Annotated in this window: 17 protein-coding genes and 1 pseudogene; 8 read left to right on the forward strand and 10 right to left on the reverse strand. The window is 43.0% G+C overall.

Annotated features, from left to right (window positions below; all coding sequences use genetic code 11):
• Positions 1–5 precede the first annotated feature (5 nt).
• From NG55_RS02705 to adeR, 9 genes and pseudogenes are all read right to left on the reverse strand, one after another.
• Complete coding sequence (locus NG55_RS02705; protein ID WP_065342238.1) at positions 6–794, reverse strand: ABC transporter permease; 789 nt, start codon at positions 792–794, stop codon at positions 6–8.
• Between the two features lie 13 nt (positions 795–807).
• Positions 808–1,647: an ABC transporter permease gene (locus NG55_RS02710; protein WP_065342239.1), complete on the reverse strand. Its 840-nt coding sequence runs from the start codon at positions 1,645–1,647 to the stop codon at positions 808–810.
• 1 nt (position 1,648) lies between these two features.
• A pseudogene (locus tag NG55_RS02715) lies at positions 1,649–2,903 on the reverse strand (MFS transporter).
• Positions 2,904–2,980: 77 nt separating this feature from the next.
• The gene (locus NG55_RS02720) at positions 2,981–4,048 is read right to left on the reverse strand and encodes an ABC transporter substrate-binding protein (RefSeq protein WP_065342240.1); all 1,068 of its coding nucleotides are present in this window, start codon (positions 4,046–4,048) and stop codon (positions 2,981–2,983) included.
• A gap of 24 nt (positions 4,049–4,072) precedes the next feature.
• On the reverse strand, positions 4,073–5,572 hold the full coding sequence (locus NG55_RS02725) for a porin family protein (protein WP_065342696.1): 1,500 nt from the start codon (positions 5,570–5,572) through the stop codon (positions 4,073–4,075).
• Positions 5,573–6,037: 465 nt separating this feature from the next.
• Entirely contained in the window at positions 6,038–7,087 is a 1,050-nt protein-coding gene (locus NG55_RS02730) for an NADP(H)-dependent aldo-keto reductase (protein WP_065342241.1), read from the reverse strand.
• Positions 7,088–7,176: 89 nt separating this feature from the next.
• Positions 7,177–8,532, reverse strand: coding sequence for an LLM class flavin-dependent oxidoreductase (locus NG55_RS02735; RefSeq protein ID WP_065342242.1), 1,356 nt, complete (start codon positions 8,530–8,532; stop codon positions 7,177–7,179).
• 221 nt (positions 8,533–8,753) lie between these two features.
• Complete coding sequence (gene adeS, locus NG55_RS02740; protein WP_065342243.1) at positions 8,754–9,833, reverse strand: two-component sensor histidine kinase AdeS; 1,080 nt, start codon at positions 9,831–9,833, stop codon at positions 8,754–8,756.
• A gap of 44 nt (positions 9,834–9,877) precedes the next feature.
• Positions 9,878–10,609 carry an efflux system response regulator transcription factor AdeR gene (adeR, locus tag NG55_RS02745; RefSeq protein WP_065342244.1) on the reverse strand — a complete coding sequence of 244 codons (732 nt, stop codon included), beginning with the start codon at positions 10,607–10,609 and terminating at the stop codon, positions 9,878–9,880.
• A 143-nt stretch (positions 10,610–10,752) separates the two neighbouring features.
• Here adeR and NG55_RS02750 point away from each other — a divergent pair, with 143 nt between their 5' ends.
• The 3 genes from NG55_RS02750 (at position 10,753) to adeC (ending at position 16,491) form a co-directional block, all read left to right on the forward strand.
• Complete coding sequence (locus NG55_RS02750) at positions 10,753–11,898, forward strand: efflux RND transporter periplasmic adaptor subunit (RefSeq protein WP_023270473.1); 1,146 nt, start codon at positions 10,753–10,755, stop codon at positions 11,896–11,898.
• A complete protein-coding gene (locus NG55_RS02755; RefSeq protein WP_023270472.1) occupies positions 11,898–15,008 on the forward strand; it encodes an efflux RND transporter permease subunit in 3,111 nt (1,036 codons plus the stop codon). Before NG55_RS02750 ends, NG55_RS02755 begins: the two co-directional genes overlap by 1 nt.
• A 79-nt stretch (positions 15,009–15,087) precedes the next feature.
• Entirely contained in the window at positions 15,088–16,491 is a 1,404-nt protein-coding gene (gene adeC, locus NG55_RS02760; RefSeq protein WP_065342245.1) for an AdeC/AdeK/OprM family multidrug efflux complex outer membrane factor, read from the forward strand.
• Positions 16,492–16,564: 73 nt separating this feature from the next.
• On the opposite strand, the gene NG55_RS02765 is transcribed toward adeC, so the two are convergent.
• Entirely contained in the window at positions 16,565–17,587 is a 1,023-nt protein-coding gene (locus NG55_RS02765) for an AraC family transcriptional regulator (RefSeq protein WP_065342246.1), read from the reverse strand.
• Positions 17,588–17,753: 166 nt separating this feature from the next.
• Between NG55_RS02765 and NG55_RS02770 the strand changes: the two genes are divergently transcribed.
• The 5 genes from NG55_RS02770 (at position 17,754) to NG55_RS02790 (ending at position 22,705) form a co-directional block, all read left to right on the forward strand.
• Entirely contained in the window at positions 17,754–18,794 is a 1,041-nt protein-coding gene (locus NG55_RS02770) for an NAD-dependent epimerase/dehydratase family protein (protein ID WP_065342247.1), read from the forward strand.
• Positions 18,795–18,817: 23 nt separating this feature from the next.
• Positions 18,818–19,765, forward strand: a complete 948-nt coding sequence (locus NG55_RS02775; RefSeq protein WP_065342248.1) for a metal-dependent hydrolase — start codon at positions 18,818–18,820, stop codon at positions 19,763–19,765.
• A gap of 7 nt (positions 19,766–19,772) precedes the next feature.
• Positions 19,773–20,669, forward strand: coding sequence for an alpha/beta fold hydrolase (locus tag NG55_RS02780; protein WP_065342249.1), 897 nt, complete (start codon positions 19,773–19,775; stop codon positions 20,667–20,669).
• Between the two features lie 56 nt (positions 20,670–20,725).
• A complete protein-coding gene (locus NG55_RS02785) occupies positions 20,726–22,231 on the forward strand; it encodes a flavin-containing monooxygenase (RefSeq protein WP_065342250.1) in 1,506 nt (501 codons plus the stop codon).
• A gap of 78 nt (positions 22,232–22,309) precedes the next feature.
• The gene (locus NG55_RS02790) at positions 22,310–22,705 is read left to right on the forward strand and encodes an acyl-CoA thioesterase (protein ID WP_065342251.1); all 396 of its coding nucleotides are present in this window, start codon (positions 22,310–22,312) and stop codon (positions 22,703–22,705) included.
• Positions 22,706–22,743: the final 38 nt, after the last annotated feature.

A 22,743-nucleotide genomic window follows, 5' to 3' on the forward strand; every position in this document is an offset into this window, starting at 1 on the left:
TTCTCCTAACGTCGCCAAACCAAAATACGGCGCTCTGCCCAATTGGCGAAGTAATTCCACGCCACCCCAATAAAGCCAATGATGATCAAGCCAAATACAATCAAGCCGACATCTAAGGCAACCCGCCCACGGATTACAATATTGCCTAGCCCAACCCCATAATTGGCAAGCAGAAATTCTGCCCCAATAGTGGCAACCCAAGCGAAGATCAATCCGAGTTGTAAACCTAAAAAGATTTGAGTTGCAGCTGCGGGTAAAATTAGTTTGCTCAAAGTCTGCCAAGCATTGAATTGATAAACCTTGGCGACTTCGTATTGCTGCAGCGGGATTTGTCTGACCCCATCAATAGTGTGTAAGGCCACGGGATAAAAGACCGAAAGTACAATAAATAAGATTTTTGCACTATTGCCATAATCCAAGAAGGTCGTGATCAGAGGAAGCCATGCAAATAAGGAAATCTGACGCAGCACATTAAAACTTGGCAAAAATAAATAATTGGCCCAGCGTGAGATACCAATCACAATGCCAAAAATGATGGCCAAGATGCTTCCAATCACAAAACCAGCCAGATCACGAAATAAACTCGCACCTAAACCAGTCCAAAACTCTTGCTGCTGAAATTGATGAATTGCAATCTGCACCACCTCAAATGGTGCTGGAATGAGTTTAGGATTGACCCAATTCAACTTGGATGCGATCGCCCATAACACAATAAAAACAATTGGGAGGACCAAACCATAAACGTTTAAATAATTGAAATTAAATCTTGTTTTGGATGTAGAAGTAATAGACATATTCAATCCCCCCCTAAAATGCACGACGTTGCCAATGGCTAAAACTATGTTCAACCCAACCCAAAATGTGATCGAGGACAAAACCTACGATGCCAATCACAATGACAGCCATAAAAATAATGTCGGGTTGAATCAGTTGTCGTCCCCACACAATCAAATAACCAATACCTTCACTGCTTGCTAATAGCTCGACGAACACCAGAGACAACCACGCCTGCATAATCCCTTGTCGTAAACCACTGACAATATTGGGCAAAGCAGAAGGCAAAATGACACGACGAAATCGCTGCCATGCACTAAAGCGATACACCTGCGAAACTTCTAATAAATGCGGAGGCACATTCAAAACACTGCGATAGGTCGCAACGAGCACAGGAACAAATACCGCAAGTGAAATTGCTGCAATTTTTAGGCTTTCATCGATGCCTAAGAAAATCATCAGTAATGGAATCCAGCCAATCACGGGAAATTGAGCAATTAAATTAAAAGTTGGATAAATAAATCGATGCGCAATACGCGATAATCCGATGAGAAAACCCAATAACAACCCGATACTGCCGCCCACCAAGACACTCCAAGCCACCCGTTTTAAACTAATCCATAAATTATCCTGCAACTCATGCGTATCGATCAGTTCCAAGGTGGTTTGCCAAACCAAGACTGGACTTGGCAAAATCTGTTCAGGTAACCATTGTTTTTGTACCGCATACTGCCAAGCTGCTAATCCAATCGCAGGTACAATCAATGCCAATACAATACGGGCAATCCAGAACCCAAACTGTTTTAAATAAGGGCCTAAATTGATCCGCTGCCATGTCTGTTCATTTTCTAATTGAGTTTCGATGCTACTCATTTTATTGCCCCTCTATTTCTGAATACATTTCAATTTCTACAGGCGGCGCGATAAATACATGGGTGAGATGTTGAGCAAAGCCGATCAGCCCAGCAAATAAAACTGCGGCGATTAGGAATATCGACTGTAAGCCCCAGTAATGACCTAACCAGCCTCCGACAATACTGCCCAACAAAGCCCCCGCAGGACCTGCCATCGCGCTCAACCCTGAAACCTTTGCCATTCCGAGTCGTTCACCGACATTAGCAAACATGGTGAAATTGACGATATGCAACATTGCAAGCCCCAAACCCAAAATCACAGCCCCCCCCCCACAACAGCGCTGGAACTTTGGGAATACCCAAGGCCACAGATGCCACTGCAATTGATGCAAAGCCCATTTGATAAAAGCGTTTTATCCCCCAACGAGCCAGCAACGTCCCTGTACTAAACAAAGCTGCAACAAAGACAGCGCCCTGTAGTGTCACCAAACTGGCAGCAATGGTTTCACTCAAGCCATAGTCTTTAATCGCAATCTCAATAATGAAAAACCCGTAGTACGCCATCACGGCGTTGCTTGCCATTTCAATCAGACTGGTACGCCGTAAAGCCTGATCTTGTTTTAATAAAACCAATTGCTTGGCAATTAAAGCTAGGCTAAAGACTTCGTTCTGCTGCACTTGCCTGATCTGTATTGAATTAGATCCAAAGGCCAAGGGTGCAAACACTATCGGTAGCAGAAAAAGTCCCGCAATCCACCAAAATGCGCCTGAGAATCCAGCTCCACTCACTAAGCTCACGGCCAATAGCGGACCAACCAGAAAGAAGCCCATCATATGCGTACCTCTAAACCATCCCGCCCGAGCAGCACCTATACTTTTTAAATGCTGCATATAAACCGTGTTGAGTGAAACAAACCGCATTGGCATACATAGTCCAACAAGGAAAGTACATAAGATCAGGTACCAAACCGCTGGATAAAACGGCACCGTGACATACACCACTGCTGCGAGAAAACTTCCTAACACAAACATTGTCTTAGGTCCGTGTCGCTGTACTAACAAACCAATTGGCAATCCGATCAATAAAATACCGAGACTCTGTACTGCAGCAATCACTCCCATTTCAAACTCATTTGCAGCTAACTGCACCGCATATAACGAGGTCACGATTTTCGCTATACCAATGCCCAAGCCGGCACACAATGCCAAGCCGATAAAGCCCAATACGAAGCGCCACTGACCCAATTCAGCCTGAGCAACCGATTCCTGACGCATAGGTCATTCCTAAAATGCTGAACAAATAAACTGGCTAGCCAAAGTCATACATACCCTTGGCCAAAACCAAATCACAATTACTTTTTACGGTTGCCGTTTACATCAAATTTTGGCCAGAAATTTTCCAGTTTCAGTTCTTGAATCGCGGTATTGAGATACTTCGGTTCAATCCAAGAATCCACATCTACTGGACGGCGAATCAGTTTGTAATCAAGCGACTGCTGAACTGATTTCTTTAAAGAGTTGACTGCATAATCATCAAAGTATGGTGAGTTACGATCTTTCAGCGAGTAATCATCCCAGTCTTTTTTATAGTCAAGATAAGGCACACCACTTTGCGCCCATAACTTGTACTGCGTATCACGGTTCTTTTCATCCGAGCTCCACACGTTATCCTTAATAAATGTGGTCACCACACGCTGCACAATTTGTGGGTATTTCTTCTCAAAATCTTCGCTGACCCATGCCACCAATGGACCATTCAGATTTGGATCTTTACGCACTTCTAAAATACGCTTTGCCACACCACGTGCTTCCAATGTCCACGGACTGGTAATCAGGCCATCAATATCACCTGTTGAGAGTGAAGTTTGAGCTGAATAAAAGTCCTGACTAATCACACGGAAATCTTTTTCAGTGAATCCGTATTTACGCAATAAACGTCCCAAAATCAGCTGTTGGTTGGTGCCTTTAAATACAGAAATGGTTTTGCCTTTTAAATCCGCCAGACTTTTCGCGCCTGAATCCGATGGCACTGCAAAGTAGACTGGTCCAAAACGTCCAGTCACAAATAACAGTTTGGATTTCAAACCCGTTGAACGTCCGACAATTGACGGTAAATCACCATGCCCGATACCAAAATCAACTTTTTTATTGGCTAAGGCCTCATTTAATGCGGGGCCTGCACCGGGGAAAAAGCTCCATTTCACCTTGATGCCGTCTTTGGCAAACTCTTTTTCCAAAATGCCGCGTAAGTTCGCACTTGCATACGCACTGCCACCAACCTTGGGTTTTCCACCTACACCAGCACCAGGTACACCCAGTCGAATTTCGGTGGGATTGCTTTCAGCAAAAACCGAGAAGCTGGAGGCAATTAGCAAACCAGCCGCTGCACCAATAAATAAATGTTTCGTTAAAAATTTCATTGCGTCATTACTCATATTGGAAAATTAAAAGGTGTATTGGAATTGCGCTTGTACTTCCGAGAAGTCTTTTTGCGCTGCTGTCTCGTGGTCATAACTCCAACGATTCAGCCCTAATTGGAATTTGGTGGTTTGGGCGAAGAAGAAATTGAGGCCCAAGGTATGAATATCGACTTTGCCAAGTCCATGCCCTGCAATACCGATGACATCTGCACCTTTATTTGGGTTATAGCTGTCATAGCGATAGAAGGTCTGAATCGATTTCGGCCAAAAATCATCAAACTTGGCTACAGATTTCACACTGTTATAAAATTGATCGCCAAAGGTATAAAACAGGGTTGCGGTATGTCCTTCAGACTTTACTTCGGAGGTAGAACCTGTGACCGTTGCATAGTCACTAAGTCCTTTGACATATTCATAAGTCACGCCAAACGGTGCATGGTTATAGTAGATATCCAGTCCCACACGATCATTGCGACCGTTACCATCGAGAACATTACTGCCTGCGATGACGTTTTTACTGCCTTTGAGATACGAAGCACCAAATTTCAGCTCACGGAACCAACTGGCATAATCAACAGGTAAAGTGAAAGCGACCCGTCCGATATAATCTTTCTTGTCATTGTCATCGACTTTATTGGTGCCATTGCCATTGACGACACCCAGCGCATATTCAAATAAGGGCGCACGGTAATTCGATGAATAATCGACAAATGGTTTGACGTCACCTCGCACAATCAAACCAGTTTGACGGTTGAATAAGCCCAATTGAGCAAGACCTGTGGCAACATTGATGGTCGGTCGTAAATCCTCAGGTGATTGTGGATCTAAACCAAATGGAATCAGTTGCTGACCAAAGGTCACATTCAAACGAGGAACTTCTGGCCCACCATTGGTCGAGGTGAAGTTATAGCGTAAGAAGGCATCTGCCAGATTCAGGTCACTGGCGCTACCTGCTGTGCCAACACGTTTGCCATAACTAAAAGAAAGTTGATAATCTAGGTTTTTGCCTTCTTTATAATCTCGATATAAATTTCCTCGCACACCAAATAAAGCGGTTGGAACATCAAAAGTATTACGACGTGGTGTAACCGGTGCTGGATTTCCAGATGCTGTGTCTCGGCTCTGACCCTGTGCCCGAACTTGAACGGTTCCATATAAGGTGGCATCTCGTGTCGACTTCACTGACGTCCGCTCATACTGACGAGACTGATCATATTTGTAGTTTTCCAGATCACTACGGAAACCTGCCAATTCACTTTGGGTGGCAAAGCTATGTTCGGTATTTTCTTCCTCCTGAATGCCTGCTGCTGTTTCCTGTTGGGCATTCACTGCTTCTGTTTCAACAATCTCAGTTGAAGCTTGTTTCTTTTGCTTTAATGCATTGACTTGCTGTTGCAAAGCCGTCAGCTGCGCCTGTAACTGCGCTAATGTAGTATCTATATCTTCTGCTGCCTGAACTGTGCCGCTTCCCAAAAGCGTTGCCATGCTTAATGCAACCGATAAAGAGAGATGATGCTTTTTCACCAATAAAACCCCTAAAACGAAAATACTAAAATTTGAGTCAAAAAATCCTGTGTGCGACTGAATCTGCAATCACACTTCAAAAAAATCCCAACCAAATAAATTAAAAAATAAGAGAGAACTTAACTTGCCATACAACAACGCAACATCTTCATTCTGTGCTCCTCAGCCTGCATAAAACCAATCTTTGATTCATCTACCGAGATATTTGCAAGCAGCATGCCAACTATTAAGTAGTTGTTTTTTATTATTATTTCAAGAAACACTTCCATTTCCCCTGTTGAAGCACTGCTGATTTTCCAACACCCTGCTTATACCAAAACAGCTTATTTTCAGGTGTTTATTTCTTATTTTTAGATATAGGAATAATGCAGCGATATGTTTCTCTCAAAATAAAAAAAGACAGCTGGATTAACTCAGCTGTCTTGAACAAAAGAAGACATTAAATTAAAGAATATGCTCTAGGCCTTAAGGTGCAGGATTAGGATGCGCTTGATGAATTTGCTCAATCCCCTGAATCACTTGATCTGAGAGTTGTAGATCAATACTCTCGATATTGGTTTTCAGTTGGGTTAAATTGGTGGCCCCAATAATATTACTGGTCACAAAACGGCGACTGTTCACATAGGCCAATGCCAATTGAGCAGGATCTAAATCATATTGTTTAGCCAATGCCACATAACGACGGATTGCATCTTCAGATGCTTGTCCTTTATAGCGAGCAAAACGTTCCCACCGCGTTAAGCGTGCGCCTGCTGGTTGTGCGCCATCTAGGTATTTTCCAGTCAATGCACCAAAAGCTAAAGGTGAATACGCCAGTAAGCCCACCTGTTCTCGGATTGCAATTTCTGCATTGCCAATTTCAAAACTACGGTTCAATAAGTTATACGGATTTTGAATAGACACGACCCGTGGCAAGCCTAAGCTTTCGGAATATTTTAAAAACTGGCTCACACCCCACGGTGTTTCATTGGATAGACCAATATGACGAATTTTGCCTGCCCGAATTAAATCTGCCAAAACTGTCAGCGTTTCCAAAATTGGAACGGTCTCTTCATCTTCAACATGGTTATAGCCCAATTCACCAAAATGATTGGTACTTCGGTCTGGCCAATGCAGTTGATAGAGATCAATATAGTCCGTCTGCAAACGCTGCAAACTATCATGCAACGCAGATTCAATATTAACGCGATCTAACTTGGTTTGACCTGAACGAAAATGCGAGGCTTGAGTTAATTTCCCTGAACGGCCGACCACTTTACTTGCAATCAGGACTTGATCTCGTTTCTGTGACTGCTTTAACCATGTACCAATATATTTTTCAGTTAGCCCCTGCGTTTCAGGCTTAGGCGGAACAGGATACATTTCAGCGGTATCAATCAGATTAATCCCGCGTTCAACCGCATAATCCAATTGTGAATGTGCTTCGGATTCAGAATTCTGTTCGCCCCATGTCATGGTGCCTAAGGCAATCACACTGACATCAATATCAGTTTGACCTAATTTTCTATATTGCATTTTTCACTCAATTCAATTGTGATGACACAAGAGCGACTGTTAAAGATCACCCTTGTTTGTTTAATTTATGCTTCAGTTTTAACATGAATTTAACTGGCTTTGTTTTTTTCAGCTTGGCGCGCCAATACATATTGATTTTCTGGACGTACCAGACCTAAGTTTTCACGTAAGGTTGTGCCTTCATACTCAGTACGGAATAGGCCTCGACGCTGTAGCTCTGGCACAATCAACTCAACAAAATCATTTAAGCCAGCAGGTGTACTTGGAGGCAAAATATTAAAGCCATCAGCTGCCTCATTCTCAAACCATTGCTGTAATTGATCGACAATCTGTTCTGGCGTACCAATCAATTGCCAATGACCACGAGCCCCCGCCACCCATTCATACAGTTGACGAATACTGAAATTGTTTTTCTTAGCAATATCAGCAATGAGTGCAGGACGACTCACCATACCCTGCCCCTCGCTCAACTCTGGGAATGGGCCATCCAGATCATAGCCTGAGAAATCAAAGCCGCCACTTAGACCACTGAGTAAAGCAAGTCCTGCTTCTGGATGAATCAAATCTGTGAGTTGCTGGTATTTAGCGCGTGCTTCTTCTTCGGTACGACCCACAAAGGCAGAAACGCCCGGTAAAATTAAAAGTTCGTCAGCTGCACGTCCATATTTCGCTAAACGGCTTTTTACATCACGATAGAACTCTTGTGCATCTTCCAATTTTTGATTAGCGGTGAAAATCACTTCAGCATAACGGGCTGCGAGATCACGCCCTGGCCCTGACTGCCCCGCCTGCACAATCACAGGATAGCCTTGTGGTGTACGAGGTACATTCAACGCACCTTTCACCGCATAGTATTTGCCTTTGTGGTTCGGGTTATGTACTTTTTCAGGATCATAAAACACCCCTGATGCCTTATCGTGAATAAAAGCATCATCTTCCCAGCTATCCCACAGTTTTTTAATCAACTCAACATATTCTTGGGCACGCTCATAACGTTCTGCATGCGGAATCTGTTGCTCATAGCCAAAATTGGCAGCGGCCGCTTCCGAAGCGGAAGTCACCACATTCCAGCCCGCTCGACCGTGACTGAGGTGATCTAAAGAAGCAAACTTCCGTGCCAATAGATACGGTTCTTCATACGTAGTCGAGGCCGTGGCAATAAAACCAATATGTTTGGTTACTGTCGATAAAGCGGCAAACAAGGTGACAGGTTCAAAGCCCGCCACTTTATCACTATAGCCAGTTTTTTCTGCTTGTCCGAAATTCACCGCTAAACCATCAGCTAGGAAATAAGCATCAAATAAGCCTTTTTCAGCTAACTGTACCTGTTCTTTAATAAAATCAAAATCTACTGCTTTATTCGGTTGAGACTCAGGATGTCGCCATGCGGCAACATGTTGTCCAGTCGCTGGGATAAACGCACCTAATCGAATTTTTCTACTCATGTTCTGCTCCACATTTGTTATTCAACATAATTCATCTTTCACTATGCTTTAATACAAATTGGATGCCAGTTTTTTATTTATAAATATCAATAAATTAAAAAATATTCATTTTGTCCATGCTTCAACAACAGCATGATTCTGTTGAGGGGGTGCTGGAAATTCAACAATTCTTGTCTATGCAACTTCATTCAAGTGAATCTACTGTCATCCACATTTTGGATTTATTCAGAGAAGTTAGTTATAGGTAGTTTGATAGTAAACACACTATTGTGATTCGGATTGCTATATTCAATTGAACCTTTGTGCGCAACGACGATGGCGTGAACAACGGCGAGACCTAAACCCGTTCCACCAAATTCTTTATTTCTAGACTGTTCCAATCTGAAAAAAGGATCAAATAGATCTTGTTGATACTCAGGCGCAATACCTGGCCCCTGATCCTCAATCTTCAGTACCCAATCACCTGCCACCCACTGCGTAGAAATTTTAAGTGTTCCTGCATTTGCATAGCGAATTGCATTTTCGATCAGAGCAATCAGTACTTGTTCAAGACGACGACGATCACAGCTAATCAATGCGGCCCTGACATCCAGTACTGGGATAATTTGAGCTTTTACCAAGCGATCTTCAAACAGTTTTAAAACTTTTTCCGCATGCAATTTAAAATCAATCTTTTCATAATTTAATCTGAGTTGCTGATTTTCAACTAAACTCAAAGTACGTAGATCTTCGACCAAATGCGATAAACCCTCAACCTGATTAAGCAGGCTTTTAAATAAAGCTTCGTCGGGTTTAAACACGCCATCTAAAATACCTTGTAAGCGCCCTTGCAAAATAGTGATAGGTGTTCTGAGTTCGTGGGCAATCGCGGCATTCCAGACTTGAGCATTTTCGACCGAGCTTTCCAACTGCTGTGCCATGTCATTAAAATGATGCATCAACTCAGCAATTTCAGTGGAATGAATCTGGCTATCATCTGCCCTTGCAGAAAGGTCGCCTTGACTGATTTTTTTTGCAGCTTCAGCCAAAAAATTAATCGGCTTAATAAAGCGTTGTGCTAGAAACATCCCAATAATTAAAGAAATAACAGCACCACAAAAAACCACTGTAGAAAGCCAAATCCAATCGACAAAATGGAATTCAGTCCAATCTTCCTGCAAAGAGCTTAAGGTAATCCACCCTACATCAATGGCATAGTTATAAATAAAATAGCCCAGAAAAACTGAAAAAAGTGTCACGCTCAAGTTCACGATACTTAATGCAATAAAGAGCTGTTTACTAATGCCTGACTTATTTTTCATTTCAATTTCCAGATCAGTTCTTTTCCGTGTTGATTCATTCAAGCTTATATATCTTGCGGATGATCCAAGCGATACCCGACACCACGCACATTGATCAGCATCTGTTGTAAACCATGTTCTTCCAGTTTCTTTCTCAGCTTACTGACATGGCTGTCGACTGTGCGTTCTAAAGCATCGCTATCTGGCAGACAGTGATTTAAAAGCTCACCTCGCGTAAAAACTTTGTAAGGATGATCAATCATTTGCAGCAATATTTTATATTCGGTCAGGGTAAGATTCAGCATGACTTTTTTGTCTTGTTGATGAACATAGACACTATGTATATCGGTATTAATTTCGAGGTTTTTATAGATGAGATTCTTGTTGACTGTTTGGCTGTTTTGCTGAGCCCGTCGTAGCACAGCCTGCACCCGTGCGACCACCTCATTGGGATTAAAAGGCTTAACCACAAAGTCATCCGCACCAATCCGTAATGCCATCACCTTATCAATATCTTGGTCAAGTGCAGTCAACATAATGACGGGGGTCTGCGCCTTTTGACGAATTTTATTTAGCACATCCCAACCATTCAGTTCAGGCAATTTAATATCCAGCAGAATTAAATCAATCGGTTGTGCAGTATGCGTTTCAATCGCTTGCTTACCATTCATGGCACGAATGACACGCATGCCTTCACGTTTGAGATAGTGCTCAATAATATCACCAATCTCATATTCATCTTCTACGACGAGAATAAGTTTGTCATGACAATCAAAAGAAAAAGAATGCTCAAACATAACCATCTAGGCAAATAATACAATCTATTCATCATACGATGATTTATCTGTCAATCTCCACACTTTTTCCACACTTCCCCGATGTTGGTTACACAAAGCAGGAAAATAATGTCAGCATCAAAAACTCCCAAGGTTTAGACAGAATGCAAAAGCATCTATTACTTCCATTATTTTTATCCATCGGACTTGTATTACAAGGCTGTGGTTCTGATGAGGCAAAGCCAGCTGAAACGCCCCCTGCAAAAGTGAGTGTTTTAAATCTTCAACCGCAAGCGGTCAACTTTAGCGAAAACTTACCAGCGCGTGTACAGGCTTTCAGAACTGCTGAGATTCGCCCTCAAGTCGGCGGTATTATTGAAAAAGTGTTATTCCGACAAGGCAGTGAAGTTAAAGCAGGACAAGCACTGTATAAAATTAATGCTGAAACCTTCCAAGCAGATGTGAACAGTAATCGTGCCTCACTGAATAAGGCTGAAGCAGAAGTAGTACGTTTAAAAGTTCAGTTAGAACGCTATGAACAATTATTACCAAGCAATGCGATCAGTAAGCAAGAAGTCAGTAATGCCCAAGCTGAATATCGTCAGGCCTTAGCTGATGTTGCCCAGATGAAAGCCTTACTTACACGTCAAAACCTAAATCTGCAATACGCCACTGTGCGTGCCCCGATTTCGGGTCGGATCGGACAATCCTTTGTCACTGAAGGTGCATTGGTCAGCCAAGGTGATGCCAATACCATGGCAACCGTACAACAAATTGATAAAGTCTATGTCGATGTAAAACAGTCGATTAGTGAATACGAACGTTTACAGGCTGCGCTACAAAGTGGTGAGCTATCCGCCAATAATGAAAAAACCGTGCGTATTTCAAATAGCCATGGTCAGGCGTATAACGTCACCGCCAAAATGCTATTTGAAGACATTAATGTCGATCCAGAAACTGGCGATGTCACCATTCGTATCGAAGTTCAAAACCCTGAAAGAAAGTTACTTCCAGGTATGTACGTGCGTGTCAATATTGATCGTGCTTCTGTTCCACAAGCGCTATTAATTCCAGCACAAGCGGTACAACGCAACATTAATGGCGAGCCACAAGTGTATGTAATCAATAGCAAAGGTGCAGCAGATATTCGCCCAATTGAATTGGGACAACAATATGATCAGTTCTATATCGCCAATAAAGGCCTAAAAACGGGTGATAAAGTCGTTGTAGAAGGCGTTGACCGTATTCAGCCGAATCAAAAACTTGAAATCAGCAACTGGAAAGTCCCTGCAATACAAGGAGCTCAATGATGATGTCACAATTCTTCATTCGCCGCCCTGTGTTCGCCTGGGTGATTGCGATTTTCATTATTTTATTTGGGGTCCTGAGTATTCCCAAATTACCGATTGCCCGCTTTCCAAGTGTGGCGCCGCCTCAGGTCAACATTAGCGCGGTATATCCAGGTGCGACGCCAAAGACGATCAATGACAGCGTTGTGACTTTGATCGAACGAGAACTATCTGGTGTTAAAAACCTGCTTTACTATAGCGCGACTACAGATACCTCTGGTACAGCCCAGATTTCTGCGACCTTTAAACCAGGTACAGATGTTGAAATGGCGCAGGTTGATGTACAAAACAAGATCAAGGCTGTTGAAGCACGTCTACCTCAAGTGGTTCGCCAGCAAGGTTTGCAGGTTGAAGCCTCTTCATCAGGCTTCCTGATGCTGGTTGGAATCAACTCACCGAATGGACAATATTCTGAAGTTGACTTGAGTGATTACCTGGTCCGTAACGTAGTCGAAGAACTGAAACGTGTTGAAGGCGTAGGTAAAGTTCAATCCTTCGGTGCAGAAAAAGCCATGCGGATTTGGGTCGACCCAAACAAACTGGTGTCTTACGGTCTGTCGATTAGTGATGTCAATAATGCGATCCGTGAAAATAACGTCGAGATTGCACCTGGTCGACTCGGTGATCTACCTGCAGTCAAAGGTCAATTAATCACGATCCCCCTATCTGCTGAAGGTCAGTTGGGTGATGTTGAACAATTTAAAAATATCAGTCTCAAAAGTAAGACCAGTGGTAGTGTCATTAAACTATCTGATGTTGCCCATGTAGAAATGGGTTCACAGGCTTATAACTTTGCGATTTTAGAAGATGGTAAACCAGCAACGGCTGCTGCAATTCAGCTCAGCCCGGGTGCCAATGCAGTGAAAACGGCTGAAGGTGTCAGAGCCAAAATTGAAGAATTAAAACTCAATTTACCTGAAGGCATGCAATTTAGTATCCCTTATGACACTGCACCTTTCGTTAAAATTTCAATCGAAAAAGTAATTCATACCTTACTTGAAGCCATGGTTCTGGTGTTCATTGTGATGTATTTATTCTTGCATAATGTTCGCTATACCTTAATTCCAGCCATTGTTGCACCGATTGCACTGTTGGGTACTTTTGCGGTGATGTTGCTTGCAGGCTTCTCGATTAACGTACTGACCATGTTTGGTATGGTGCTCGCTATCGGGATTATCGTCGATGATGCGATTGTGGTGGTGGAAAACGTCGAACGGATTATGGCAACTGAAGGTCTGCCACCGAAAGAAGCCACCTCCAAAGCGATGAAGGAAATCACTAGCCCAATTATTGGGATTACCTTAGTCCTAGCAGCGGTGTTCTTACCGATGGCCTTTGCCAGTGGTTCGGTTGGTATTATCTATCAACAATTCACCTTAACTATGTCAGTGTCAATTCTGTTCTCGGCATTATTGGCGTTGATTTTAACCCCTGCGCTATGTGCCACCATCCTCAAACCGATTGATGGACATCATCAAAAGAAAGGTTTCTTTGCATGGTTTGACCGTAGCTTCGATAAAGTCACCAAAAAGTATGAATTGATCCTGCTGAAAGTGATCAAACATAGCATTCCAATGATGGCGATCTTTGTGGTGATTACAGGTCTTACCTTCGCAGGTATGAAGTATTGGCCAACGGCATTTATGCCTGAAGAAGATCAAGGTTGGTTCCTGACTTCATTCCAGTTGCCTTCTGACGCCACTGCTGAAAGAACACGCAATGTGGTAAATGAATTTGAAAGTAGCTTAAAAGACAATCCGAATGTAAAAAGTAACACCACGATTATGGGCTGGGGCTTCAGTGGTGCAGGTCAAAACGTGGGGATTGCCTTTACCACGCTCAAAGATTTTAAAGAGCGTACTTCCAGTGCAAGCGAAATGACCAATGCTGTCAATGAAACGATGGCACATAGTCAAGAAGGCGCAACCATGGCGGTGCTTCCACCCGCCATTGATGAACTTGGGACTTTTTCAGGTTTCAGCTTACGCTTACAAGACCGTGCCAACCTAGGGATGCCTGCACTTTTAGCTGCACAAGACCAGTTAATGGAAATGGCAGCCAAGAATAAAAAGTTCTATATGGTCTGGAATGAAGGCTTACCACAAGGTGACAATATTTCTTTAAAAATTGACCGTGCAAAATTGAATGTTCTTGGTGTGAAGTTCGCAGATGTTTCAGACATCATTTCTACTTCAATGGGTTCAATGTATATCAATGACTTCCCGAATCAGGGACGTATGCAACAAGTGATTGTACAGGTCGATGCCAAATCGCGGATGCAATTAAAAGATATTCTGAATCTGAAAGTCATGGGTTCAAATGGACAATTGGTCTCTTTATCGGAAGTGGTCACACCGCAATGGAATAAAGCACCACAGCAATATAACCGCTATAACGGACGTCCATCGTTGAGTATTGCAGGTATTCCGAACTTTGATACTTCATCAGGTGATGCCATGCGTGAAATGGAAAACCTGATTGCCAAATTACCGAAAGGCATCGGCTATGAATGGACAGGTATTTCCTTACAGGAAAAACAGTCTGAGTCACAAATGGCGTTCTTACTTGCACTCTCTATGCTGGTGGTATTCCTTGTTCTGGCTGCGCTTTATGAAAGTTGGGCAATTCCGCTTTCGGTGATGCTGGTTGTGCCTTTGGGTATCTTTGGTGCGGTGGTTGCGATTATGTCTCGAGGCTTGATGAATGATGTGTTCTTTAAAATTGGCCTGATTACCATTATTGGTTTATCCGCCAAGAACGCGATTCTGATTGTCGAATTTGCCAAGATGCTGAAAGAAGAAGGCATGAGTTTAGTCGAGGCTACCGTTGCCGCAGCTAAACTTCGTTTACGCCCGATTCTGATGACTTCACTCGCCTTTACCTGTGGTGTGATTCCATTGGTCATCGCTTCAGGTGCCAGTTCGGAAACACAGCATGCCTTAGGTACAGGTGTATTTGGTGGCATGATTTCAGCGACAATTCTAGCGATCTTCTTTGTCCCAGTCTTCTTCATTTTTATTCTGGGTGCAGTTGAAAAGCTGTTTTCTTCGAAGCAAAAAAATCCATCTTAAATGACATTGAGCAGAGGGAATCAACGGATTTCCTCTGACTCCTCCTCTGTATTTATCCTTATATTATTTGGAGAAGACCATGTCTAATGTGACTGTCTTATCTCGTGGCCTACTTGTCTCTACGCTTTCAATGGCCTTGACGGCGTGTATGAATATGCAGGCACCAAAACCTGTGATTCAATCTGATATTCCACAAAATTTTTCTCAAACCACGGCTGGAACTTCAATTGCCAATCAGGGTTATCAACAATTTTTTTCAGACTCTCGTTTATTAAAAGTGATCGACATCAGTTTAAATCACAATCGTGACTTACGTACTGCAACACTGAATATCCAACGTGCACAGCAACAATATCAAATCAGTAAAAATGACCAGTTGCCTACTATTGGAGCAACTGGCAGTGCTGTACGACAAGTCAACCCTACGGTAAATCCGAATAATCCTTATTCCACCTTTCAGGTCGGCCTTGGCATAACTGCTTATGAGTTAGACTTTTGGGGTCGTGTACAAAGTTTAAAAGATGCTGCGCTAAACAATTACCTTGCCACCCAAAGTGCCAGAGATGCCACTCAAATTAGTCTAGTGAGTCAGGTCAGCCAAGCATGGTTGAATTATGCCTATGCAAAGGCCAATTTAAATCTGGCTGAGCAGACCTTAAAAGCACAACTCGATTCCTATAACCTCAACAAAAAACGCTTTGATGTCGGGATTGATAGTGAAGTTCCATTACGTCAGGCTCAGATTTCGGTTGAAACAGCCCGAAATGATGTGGCGACCTATAAGACCCAAGTGTCACAAGCACAAAACCTACTGGATCTATTGGCTGGCCAAGCTGTTCCTCAAAATCTCCTACCGAATCATGCCGTGAAAAGTATTAGTGCTGAAAGTACTTTTGCAACAGGCTTAAGCAGTGATTTACTCAATCATCGTCCAGACCTAAAAGCTGCTGAATATCAGCTACTTGCTGCTGGAGCAAATATTGGCGCAGCGAAAGCACACATGTTCCCGACCATTAGTCTGACAGGTTCAGCGGGATATGCATCGACTGATCTCAAAGATTTATTTAAATCAGGAGGCTTCTCTTGGTCCGTTGGACCAAGTATTGATGTTCCAATTTTTGACTGGGGAACACGTAAAGCCAACGTTAAAATTTCTGAAACAGAGCAAAAAATTGCTGTTGCAGATTATGAAAAAGCCATCCAATCCGCTTTTCGTGAAGTCAATGATGCTCTTGCTGCCCGTGCCCACATTGAGGATCGTTTGAGTGCTCAACGTCGTTTGGTTTCTGCAACCGATACCACCTATAAATTATCGACGGCTCGGTTTAGAGCGGGGATTGATAGTTACTTAACGGTTTTGGATGCTCAACGTTCTGCTTATGCGGCACAGCAAGGTTTACTGATGCTAGAGCAAACTAAGTTAAATAATCAGATCGAATTATATAAAGCGCTCGGTGGTGGTTTATCTCAACCAGCAGTGTAGATTTCAACTTTTTTGCACTCGATCTCTAGTTAAGCTATCTCGCCTTTCTCTGTCTTAAATAAACAGCCTGATGTTAACTAGAGACCGACTCTCGTAAATTGCGATATTGCTTCGGGGTCTGATTGGCCCAGCGCTTGAATGCACGGGTAAAATGGGTCACATCGGAGTAGCCTAATTTTTCTGAAATAGAGGAAATACTATATTCATGATGATTCAGTAATTTTTTGGCATATCGCTCTCGGACTTGATCCAGGAGAAGCTGAAAAGTGGTTCCCTCTTTTGCCAATTGACGCTGTAATGTCCGCTCTGTCAAATGCAACTTATCTGCAACCTCGTTCATTTTGAAAAAACCTTCAACCTCATCAAAAAGCAATTCACGGACCAAAGCTGTTAGCGGGCGTTTCTCTCCTCGTTTTGCCACCAGCTTGTTCAAATCGTGTTTGCATTGTTCTCTAGCCAATCTGGCCGCGAGAGGATCAGCCATAATCAGTGGAAGTGCTAAATAACTTTCAGGAAAAATAAGGCGATTATTCTGCTGATTAAAACTGATTTCACAGGGTAATAATTCTTGGACTTGTGCTAAAAATGCAGGTTCGAAATAATTCAGTTCAGCCTTAATTTCTAATTTATTTCCTGTGATGGCATTGGACATTTGGGCAAAACCCACCATCAGAAATGTCATGCCCACAATCCCCATCTTAAAGTTGATCATGGGTTGATCTAAATAAAGTGAGGCAAATCCATTTTCAATTTCTAAACGTGGTTTTAATGCTGGACAACGCAGGCCTATAAATTGTTCCATGACATTTAGTGCTTCACCCAGATTGTGTGAAACCATCGCAGCTAGGCCGACTGAACCATGGCATGACACCGTCATTTGTAAACCAAGATAGACGCCCAATGCAGGTTCGTTGGTCAGTTCAACCGCCCGATTCAGTAATTGATTAAAGATATCAAAATCTAAATACCAAAATGGCTGTGAAAGTTGTTCAACCTCAACACCACTTCCTTCCAGTAATGTCTCTGCAGGAATATTTAATTTTTGTACCACATCAGCCATCAGACTGACATAAGTTCCAGGTAAAGACGGATTCACTGTCGTTATCTCATCAATGCTTTATATAAAATGTCGTAAAATGGTCAAAACTGTCATTTCAAGAACTATGACACATTGCAGTGATTCGGCATAGTACCAACAACAAAATTGTCGCATTTTTATCCACCTCTCCTTTGGATAAAAATCTCATTAAGGTTGGTAAATGATGAAAGCTCTAGTTACAGGTGGTGCTGGTTTTATTGGTTCACATATCGTACGCACGTTACTAAATGAAAATTATGAAGTTCGGGTCTTACATTTGCCTCAGGAAAAACTCACCAATCTTGAAGGTCTAGATGTTGAACTGATTGCAGGCGATATTACCGACTCGATCAAAATGGATGAAGCTGTTGAAGGCTGTGATTTAGTCTTTCATACCGCTGCTATCTATGCCTTATGGCTGCCAAAACCTGAACTGATGCGCAAGGTCAATGTAGAAGGTACACGTATTGTTCTGAATGCTGCGAAAAAAGCTGGCATTAAACGGGTGGTTTACACCAGCACAGGTGCATGTTTTGCGGGACAAGCTAAAGGCATTCAGGCCACAGAACAGAGTCCTTTTGCTTTAGGTGCAACAGGCGACGCTTATGTGCTGACCAAATTTGAAGCACACCAAATTGCCTTACAGTTTGCAGCAGGTGGTCTAGATGTGGTGATCGTTTGTCCAACAGGCCCAATTGGACCCCAAGATATCGCGCCAACTCCAACAGGAAAATTACTGTTAACAATTGCCCAGATGCCAGCGTTGGCTGTGCCAGATGCGATCAACAATATGATTGATGTCAGAGATGTTGCCAAAGGTCATGTACTGGCTGCAGAAAAAGGCATAGCAGGTGAAACCTATATTCTGGGAAATAAAGATCTGGATGGTGTAAGCATGGCGAAAACTGTTCATCATTTATTGGGTATTTGGCGACCTGTGATCACCATTCCAAACCTGATTGAAGGTGTTTCCTCCCAACTAGCAGGACATGCCGCGTTATGGGTGACCCAGCATATTACCCATAAAGCACCTCTGGTTACTCCATCAGCCGCAAAAATTGGGCAATTAGGTACCTCTTTTAATTGTGCCAAAGCGGTACAGCAATTGGGTTTACCACAAACACCAGTCGAGATTGCCATTCGAGATTCACTGCTATGGTTTGCTGCCAACGGTTATATCCAGTCCCGCAGCTTGATCAAGAAAATTGAAGCGATTTCAATCTGAACCAAACAGACAGGAGTCGAACGATGAATAAGTTTATTGATCATCAGATTATTGCCCGTAAAGTACATTTTGATTTTTCCCAAACACCTCGTCATTGGGTTCCCAATGATGTATTGGCAACTCATGTACTCAACAGCATGCATGTGTTGTTGCCTGCTGTTGAGCACTGGTTCTGCCGTCTTGCCAATAAAACCTTGCCTTATGTCGATGACAAAAATCTAAAAGCCGATATTCGCGGATTTATTGCTCAGGAAGCCGCCCATGCCAATGCACACAAGGGCGCTGAAATCTATTTCCAAACCCATGGTATAGACCCAACGCCTTTTAAACAATTTTTAGAGTGGATGTTTAAAGATGGTTTTATGGGCGATACCCCCTTTGGAATTTATGGACCTTTTAAACGATATTCAAAACAGTGGCTTGCCTTTCGTATGGGCATCATAGCGGGTTTAGAACATTATTTCTGCTTCTTCGGCACTTGGGTGCTAGATGCTGAAGGTCTGGAACACGCTGATCCTGCGATGCTGGATATTGTACGTTGGCATGGTGCAGAAGAAGTTGAACATCGTACTGTTGGGTATGATGCTTATCGTGCGCTGGCCGGCGATCATCTCAAAGGCTATTTAGGCCGCCAGCTCAGTATGAGTGTGGCCTTTATTGCAATGGTCGGGTTCTGGTTAGGTGCATCTGTCTATTTATGTAAGTTGGACAATACAACAGAAGCAAAACGAATTTCCCGCAAGAATCCATTGGCTTTGATTTGGGAATTTCAGCAAACCGCAAAGCAGAAAAAAAGTCTCCCCGATCTAGTGATGATTCTGACCGCACTGAAAGGCTGGAGCAAATTTAACTATCATCCAGAACATGATGGTGATGTGAAAAAGGCACTGGCTTATATCGCGAATTCTCCTGCTGCCCAACAAGTTGCTGAAGCCTATGCTCAAGCGCTTGCAGCCAAAATGAATCGCTGAGGCCATTATGAAAAGTGCTCATCTCATCCTGCAACGTGACGGATTAAGCTTACATGCCAATCTGTATGGTCACCCTGATCATCCTTTAGTGGTGTTGCTACATGGCTTTCCAGATACACCACATTGCTGGGACAAGGTTTACCCTGTGCTTGTCGATGCAGGCTATCAAGTTCTGGTGCCTTGGTTACGGGGTTATACACTCGATTCAGTAAGCAGCAATGCTCATTATGGTTTGGCATCTGCAACTGCTGACTTGAAAGCTTGGTTAGAAATGCACGGTGCTCAAAAATTTCATTTGGTTGGACACGATTGGGGGGCAGCCATTGCCATGAGCTATGCCAGTCAATATCCGGCGTCGCTCTGTAGTGTGAGTTTACTGGCTGTTCCTCCGATTCCTGCCATGCAGAATATTTTGACCAATTTAAAATACTTTCCGAAACAACTCTATTTATCTTCTTATATGTTGCTGATGCAATCGCATTTTGCCAAAACATTACTATCGCAAAATCAAGCTGAATTTGTTGCGAAAATCTGGAAAAAATGGTCACCCACATGGCCATTTACACAAGCAGATTTTGCAGCCACGCGTGAGCTATTTAGCCATCCGCAAATCGCATGGGCGGCTACACGCTACTACCGTAGCTTATTTGCAATTCATCATCTTATCAACTTGAAAGCTAACAGAGATTTACTCCATCCAATCCAGCTTCCAACATTAGCTTTGGCTGGACTGGATGATGGCTGCATGAGTATTCAATTACATCGAGCGTTGGCTCAATCCAAATATTTCCCTAAAGGCTTGAATCGCATTTATTTACCCAACTGTGGGCATTTCTTGCAGGCAGAGCAACCGCAGCGTGTTGCCGAATTGCTGCTTGAACATTTTCAACAGACTACCGTCTAAACACTGACTCGCCCCTTTTGTTGAGTTATCTCCATATTTCATTTCAGGATTTTTCTATGAATAAAGCAGTTAAATCATCCAAACCCACTCAACGGGTTGATGTCTTGATCATTGGTGCAGGTCCATCTGGACTAAGTACCTGTATCAAATTAAAGCAACAAGGTATTAACAATGTCGTGATTCTGGATATGGCCAGCCGTATTGGGGGTACATGGGCACTGAATGATTATCCAGGCCTGTTTTGTGATGTTCCAAGTGAAATGTATTCTCTGGGCTTTGCACCCAATCCCAATTGGTCTCGAACTTACGCCCCTCAGGCTGAAATTCGTCAATATTTAGAAGATGTGGCGCATCAGTTTAATATTGTTCCCCAGATTCAGCTTGGCACAGAAGTGACCGAAGCACGATGGGACAAAGGACTGAATCGCTGGATGATCAGTACAGCGGATGGTCAAAGTTACAGTGCAAAATTTTTTGTTCCTGCGACAGGCTTCATTGGCGAAGCCAAAATGCCCAGCTTTCCTGGACAAGAACAATTCAAAGGCACCATGTTCCATTCAGGAAAATGGAACCACGAATACGATTTAACGGCTAAACGTGTTGCCGTGATCGGCAGCGGTGCTTCAGCAATTCAATTTTTACCTGCAATTCAGCCAAAAGTTGGGCATTTATACAGTTTCCAACGCACCCCATCTTGGGTACTGCCTAAACCTGATTTTGCTGTGCCAAATATTGTGAAAACGGTTTTCAAAAAAGCACCGTTGTTAGAGAGAATCATTCGTGAAAGTGCTTTATGGAGTCTAGAGCCCTCACTCCCCGTCTTCATGAACATCAAGATCATGGAAAAGTTGCATGCGCTGGGTAAACTGAATATCAACCTCAGTATTAAAGATCCTGAAATGCGTCGGGCCGTTACACCAACACATACGCTGGGCTGTAAACGTCCGATGTTCTCCAACAACTGGTATGCTGCTTTGGTTAAACCCAATGTATCGGTGTTGTTTCAAGGTCTATCGCATATCACTGAACATGGTGTGGTGGGTGAAGATGGTAAAGAAATTGCAGTGGATACCATTATTTTTGGTACGGGCTATGCCGTCGCCGAACCAGCCATTTATAAAATGATTAAAGGAGCCGATGGTCGCAGTTTAAGTGACATATGGCAACGCCAACCACGGGCCTATATGGGCATGTCGATTTATGGTTTTCCCAACATGTTTATGATGCTAGGCCCAAACTCACAAAATACGGTTGGTTCGGTCATGTGGACGGCAGAACAACAGGCCGTCTATATTTCCAAAGCCATTAAACTCATGCAACAACGGCGTATCGACTACATTGAAGTGAAAGAAGCCGTGCAAAAACAATTTAATGCCCGCATTGATAAACGTTTGGCGAAAATGCCCGTTCGGCCTGATATCTGTAAGAGCTATTATTTAGATGACGCAGGTCGTAATCATATTATCTGGCCAGAGTTTGGCTTTGTAATAAAGCGCAAACTGCACCATGTCAATCTGAAGGATTACCGTATCGAAAGTAAAGTGCTTAAAGTAGTCGCCTAAGTCTATTATCAGGGCTGACGTATGTAAGCGTCAGCCTTTATAGTAGGTGAGTTTAAATCAGAAAATAATTGCTTAACTATGTTTACACTTTCGATTACACCAAGATTCTATGAAACTGATGCCTTTGGACATATTAACAATACCGTGATTACAGGCTGGTTTGAAACCGCACGCGAACCGGTTTTTCGTCTCTTTAATCCGAGTATGGAGATCAAAAATCTACCTTTGATTCTGGCTCGTGTCGAGGTCGATTTTGTGGCGCAAATTTATTACGGCGCGGATCTTGAAATCAAAACGTGGATTGAGCATATCGGCAATTCTTCATTCATTGTTGCGCATGAAGCTTGGCAAAATGAGCACTGCGTAGCACGCGGAAAGGCTGTTCAGGTTTATTTTGATTTCAGCACACAGAAATCGGGGCGTATTCCAGATCAGTTCCGCACCTTGTTACAGCAATATCTGATTGCAGCATAATGATGTTCAGCTGAAATGAAATCTTCCATTTCAGCTGA

The organism is Acinetobacter gyllenbergii (assembly GCF_001682515.1).
Taxonomy (GTDB): Bacteria; Pseudomonadota; Gammaproteobacteria; order Pseudomonadales; family Moraxellaceae; genus Acinetobacter; species Acinetobacter gyllenbergii.

Bases quoted from the DNA above. Each gene is read 5' to 3' on its own strand.
- adeR (WP_065342244.1), bottom strand. From the start codon at position 10,609: ATGTTTGAGCATTCTTTTTCTTTTGATTGTCATGACAAACTTATTCTC.
- NG55_RS02720 (WP_065342240.1), bottom strand. From the start codon at position 4,048: ATGAAATTTTTAACGAAACATTTATTTATTGGTGCAGCGGCTGGTTTG.
- NG55_RS02790 (WP_065342251.1), top strand. From the start codon at position 22,310: ATGTTTACACTTTCGATTACACCAAGATTCTATGAAACTGATGCCTTT.
- NG55_RS02775 (WP_065342248.1), top strand. From the start codon at position 18,818: ATGAATAAGTTTATTGATCATCAGATTATTGCCCGTAAAGTACATTTT.
- NG55_RS02755 (WP_023270472.1), top strand. From the start codon at position 11,898: ATGATGTCACAATTCTTCATTCGCCGCCCTGTGTTCGCCTGGGTGATT.
- NG55_RS02780 (WP_065342249.1), top strand. From the start codon at position 19,773: ATGAAAAGTGCTCATCTCATCCTGCAACGTGACGGATTAAGCTTACAT.
- NG55_RS02750 (WP_023270473.1), top strand. From the start codon at position 10,753: ATGCAAAAGCATCTATTACTTCCATTATTTTTATCCATCGGACTTGTA.
- NG55_RS02730 (WP_065342241.1), bottom strand. From the start codon at position 7,087: ATGCAATATAGAAAATTAGGTCAAACTGATATTGATGTCAGTGTGATT.
- NG55_RS02770 (WP_065342247.1), top strand. From the start codon at position 17,754: ATGAAAGCTCTAGTTACAGGTGGTGCTGGTTTTATTGGTTCACATATC.
- NG55_RS02785 (WP_065342250.1), top strand. From the start codon at position 20,726: ATGAATAAAGCAGTTAAATCATCCAAACCCACTCAACGGGTTGATGTC.
- adeS (WP_065342243.1), bottom strand. From the start codon at position 9,833: ATGAAAAATAAGTCAGGCATTAGTAAACAGCTCTTTATTGCATTAAGT.
- NG55_RS02710 (WP_065342239.1), bottom strand. From the start codon at position 1,647: ATGAGTAGCATCGAAACTCAATTAGAAAATGAACAGACATGGCAGCGG.
- NG55_RS02705 (WP_065342238.1), bottom strand. From the start codon at position 794: ATGTCTATTACTTCTACATCCAAAACAAGATTTAATTTCAATTATTTA.
- adeC (WP_065342245.1), top strand. From the start codon at position 15,088: ATGTCTAATGTGACTGTCTTATCTCGTGGCCTACTTGTCTCTACGCTT.
- NG55_RS02735 (WP_065342242.1), bottom strand. From the start codon at position 8,532: ATGAGTAGAAAAATTCGATTAGGTGCGTTTATCCCAGCGACTGGACAA.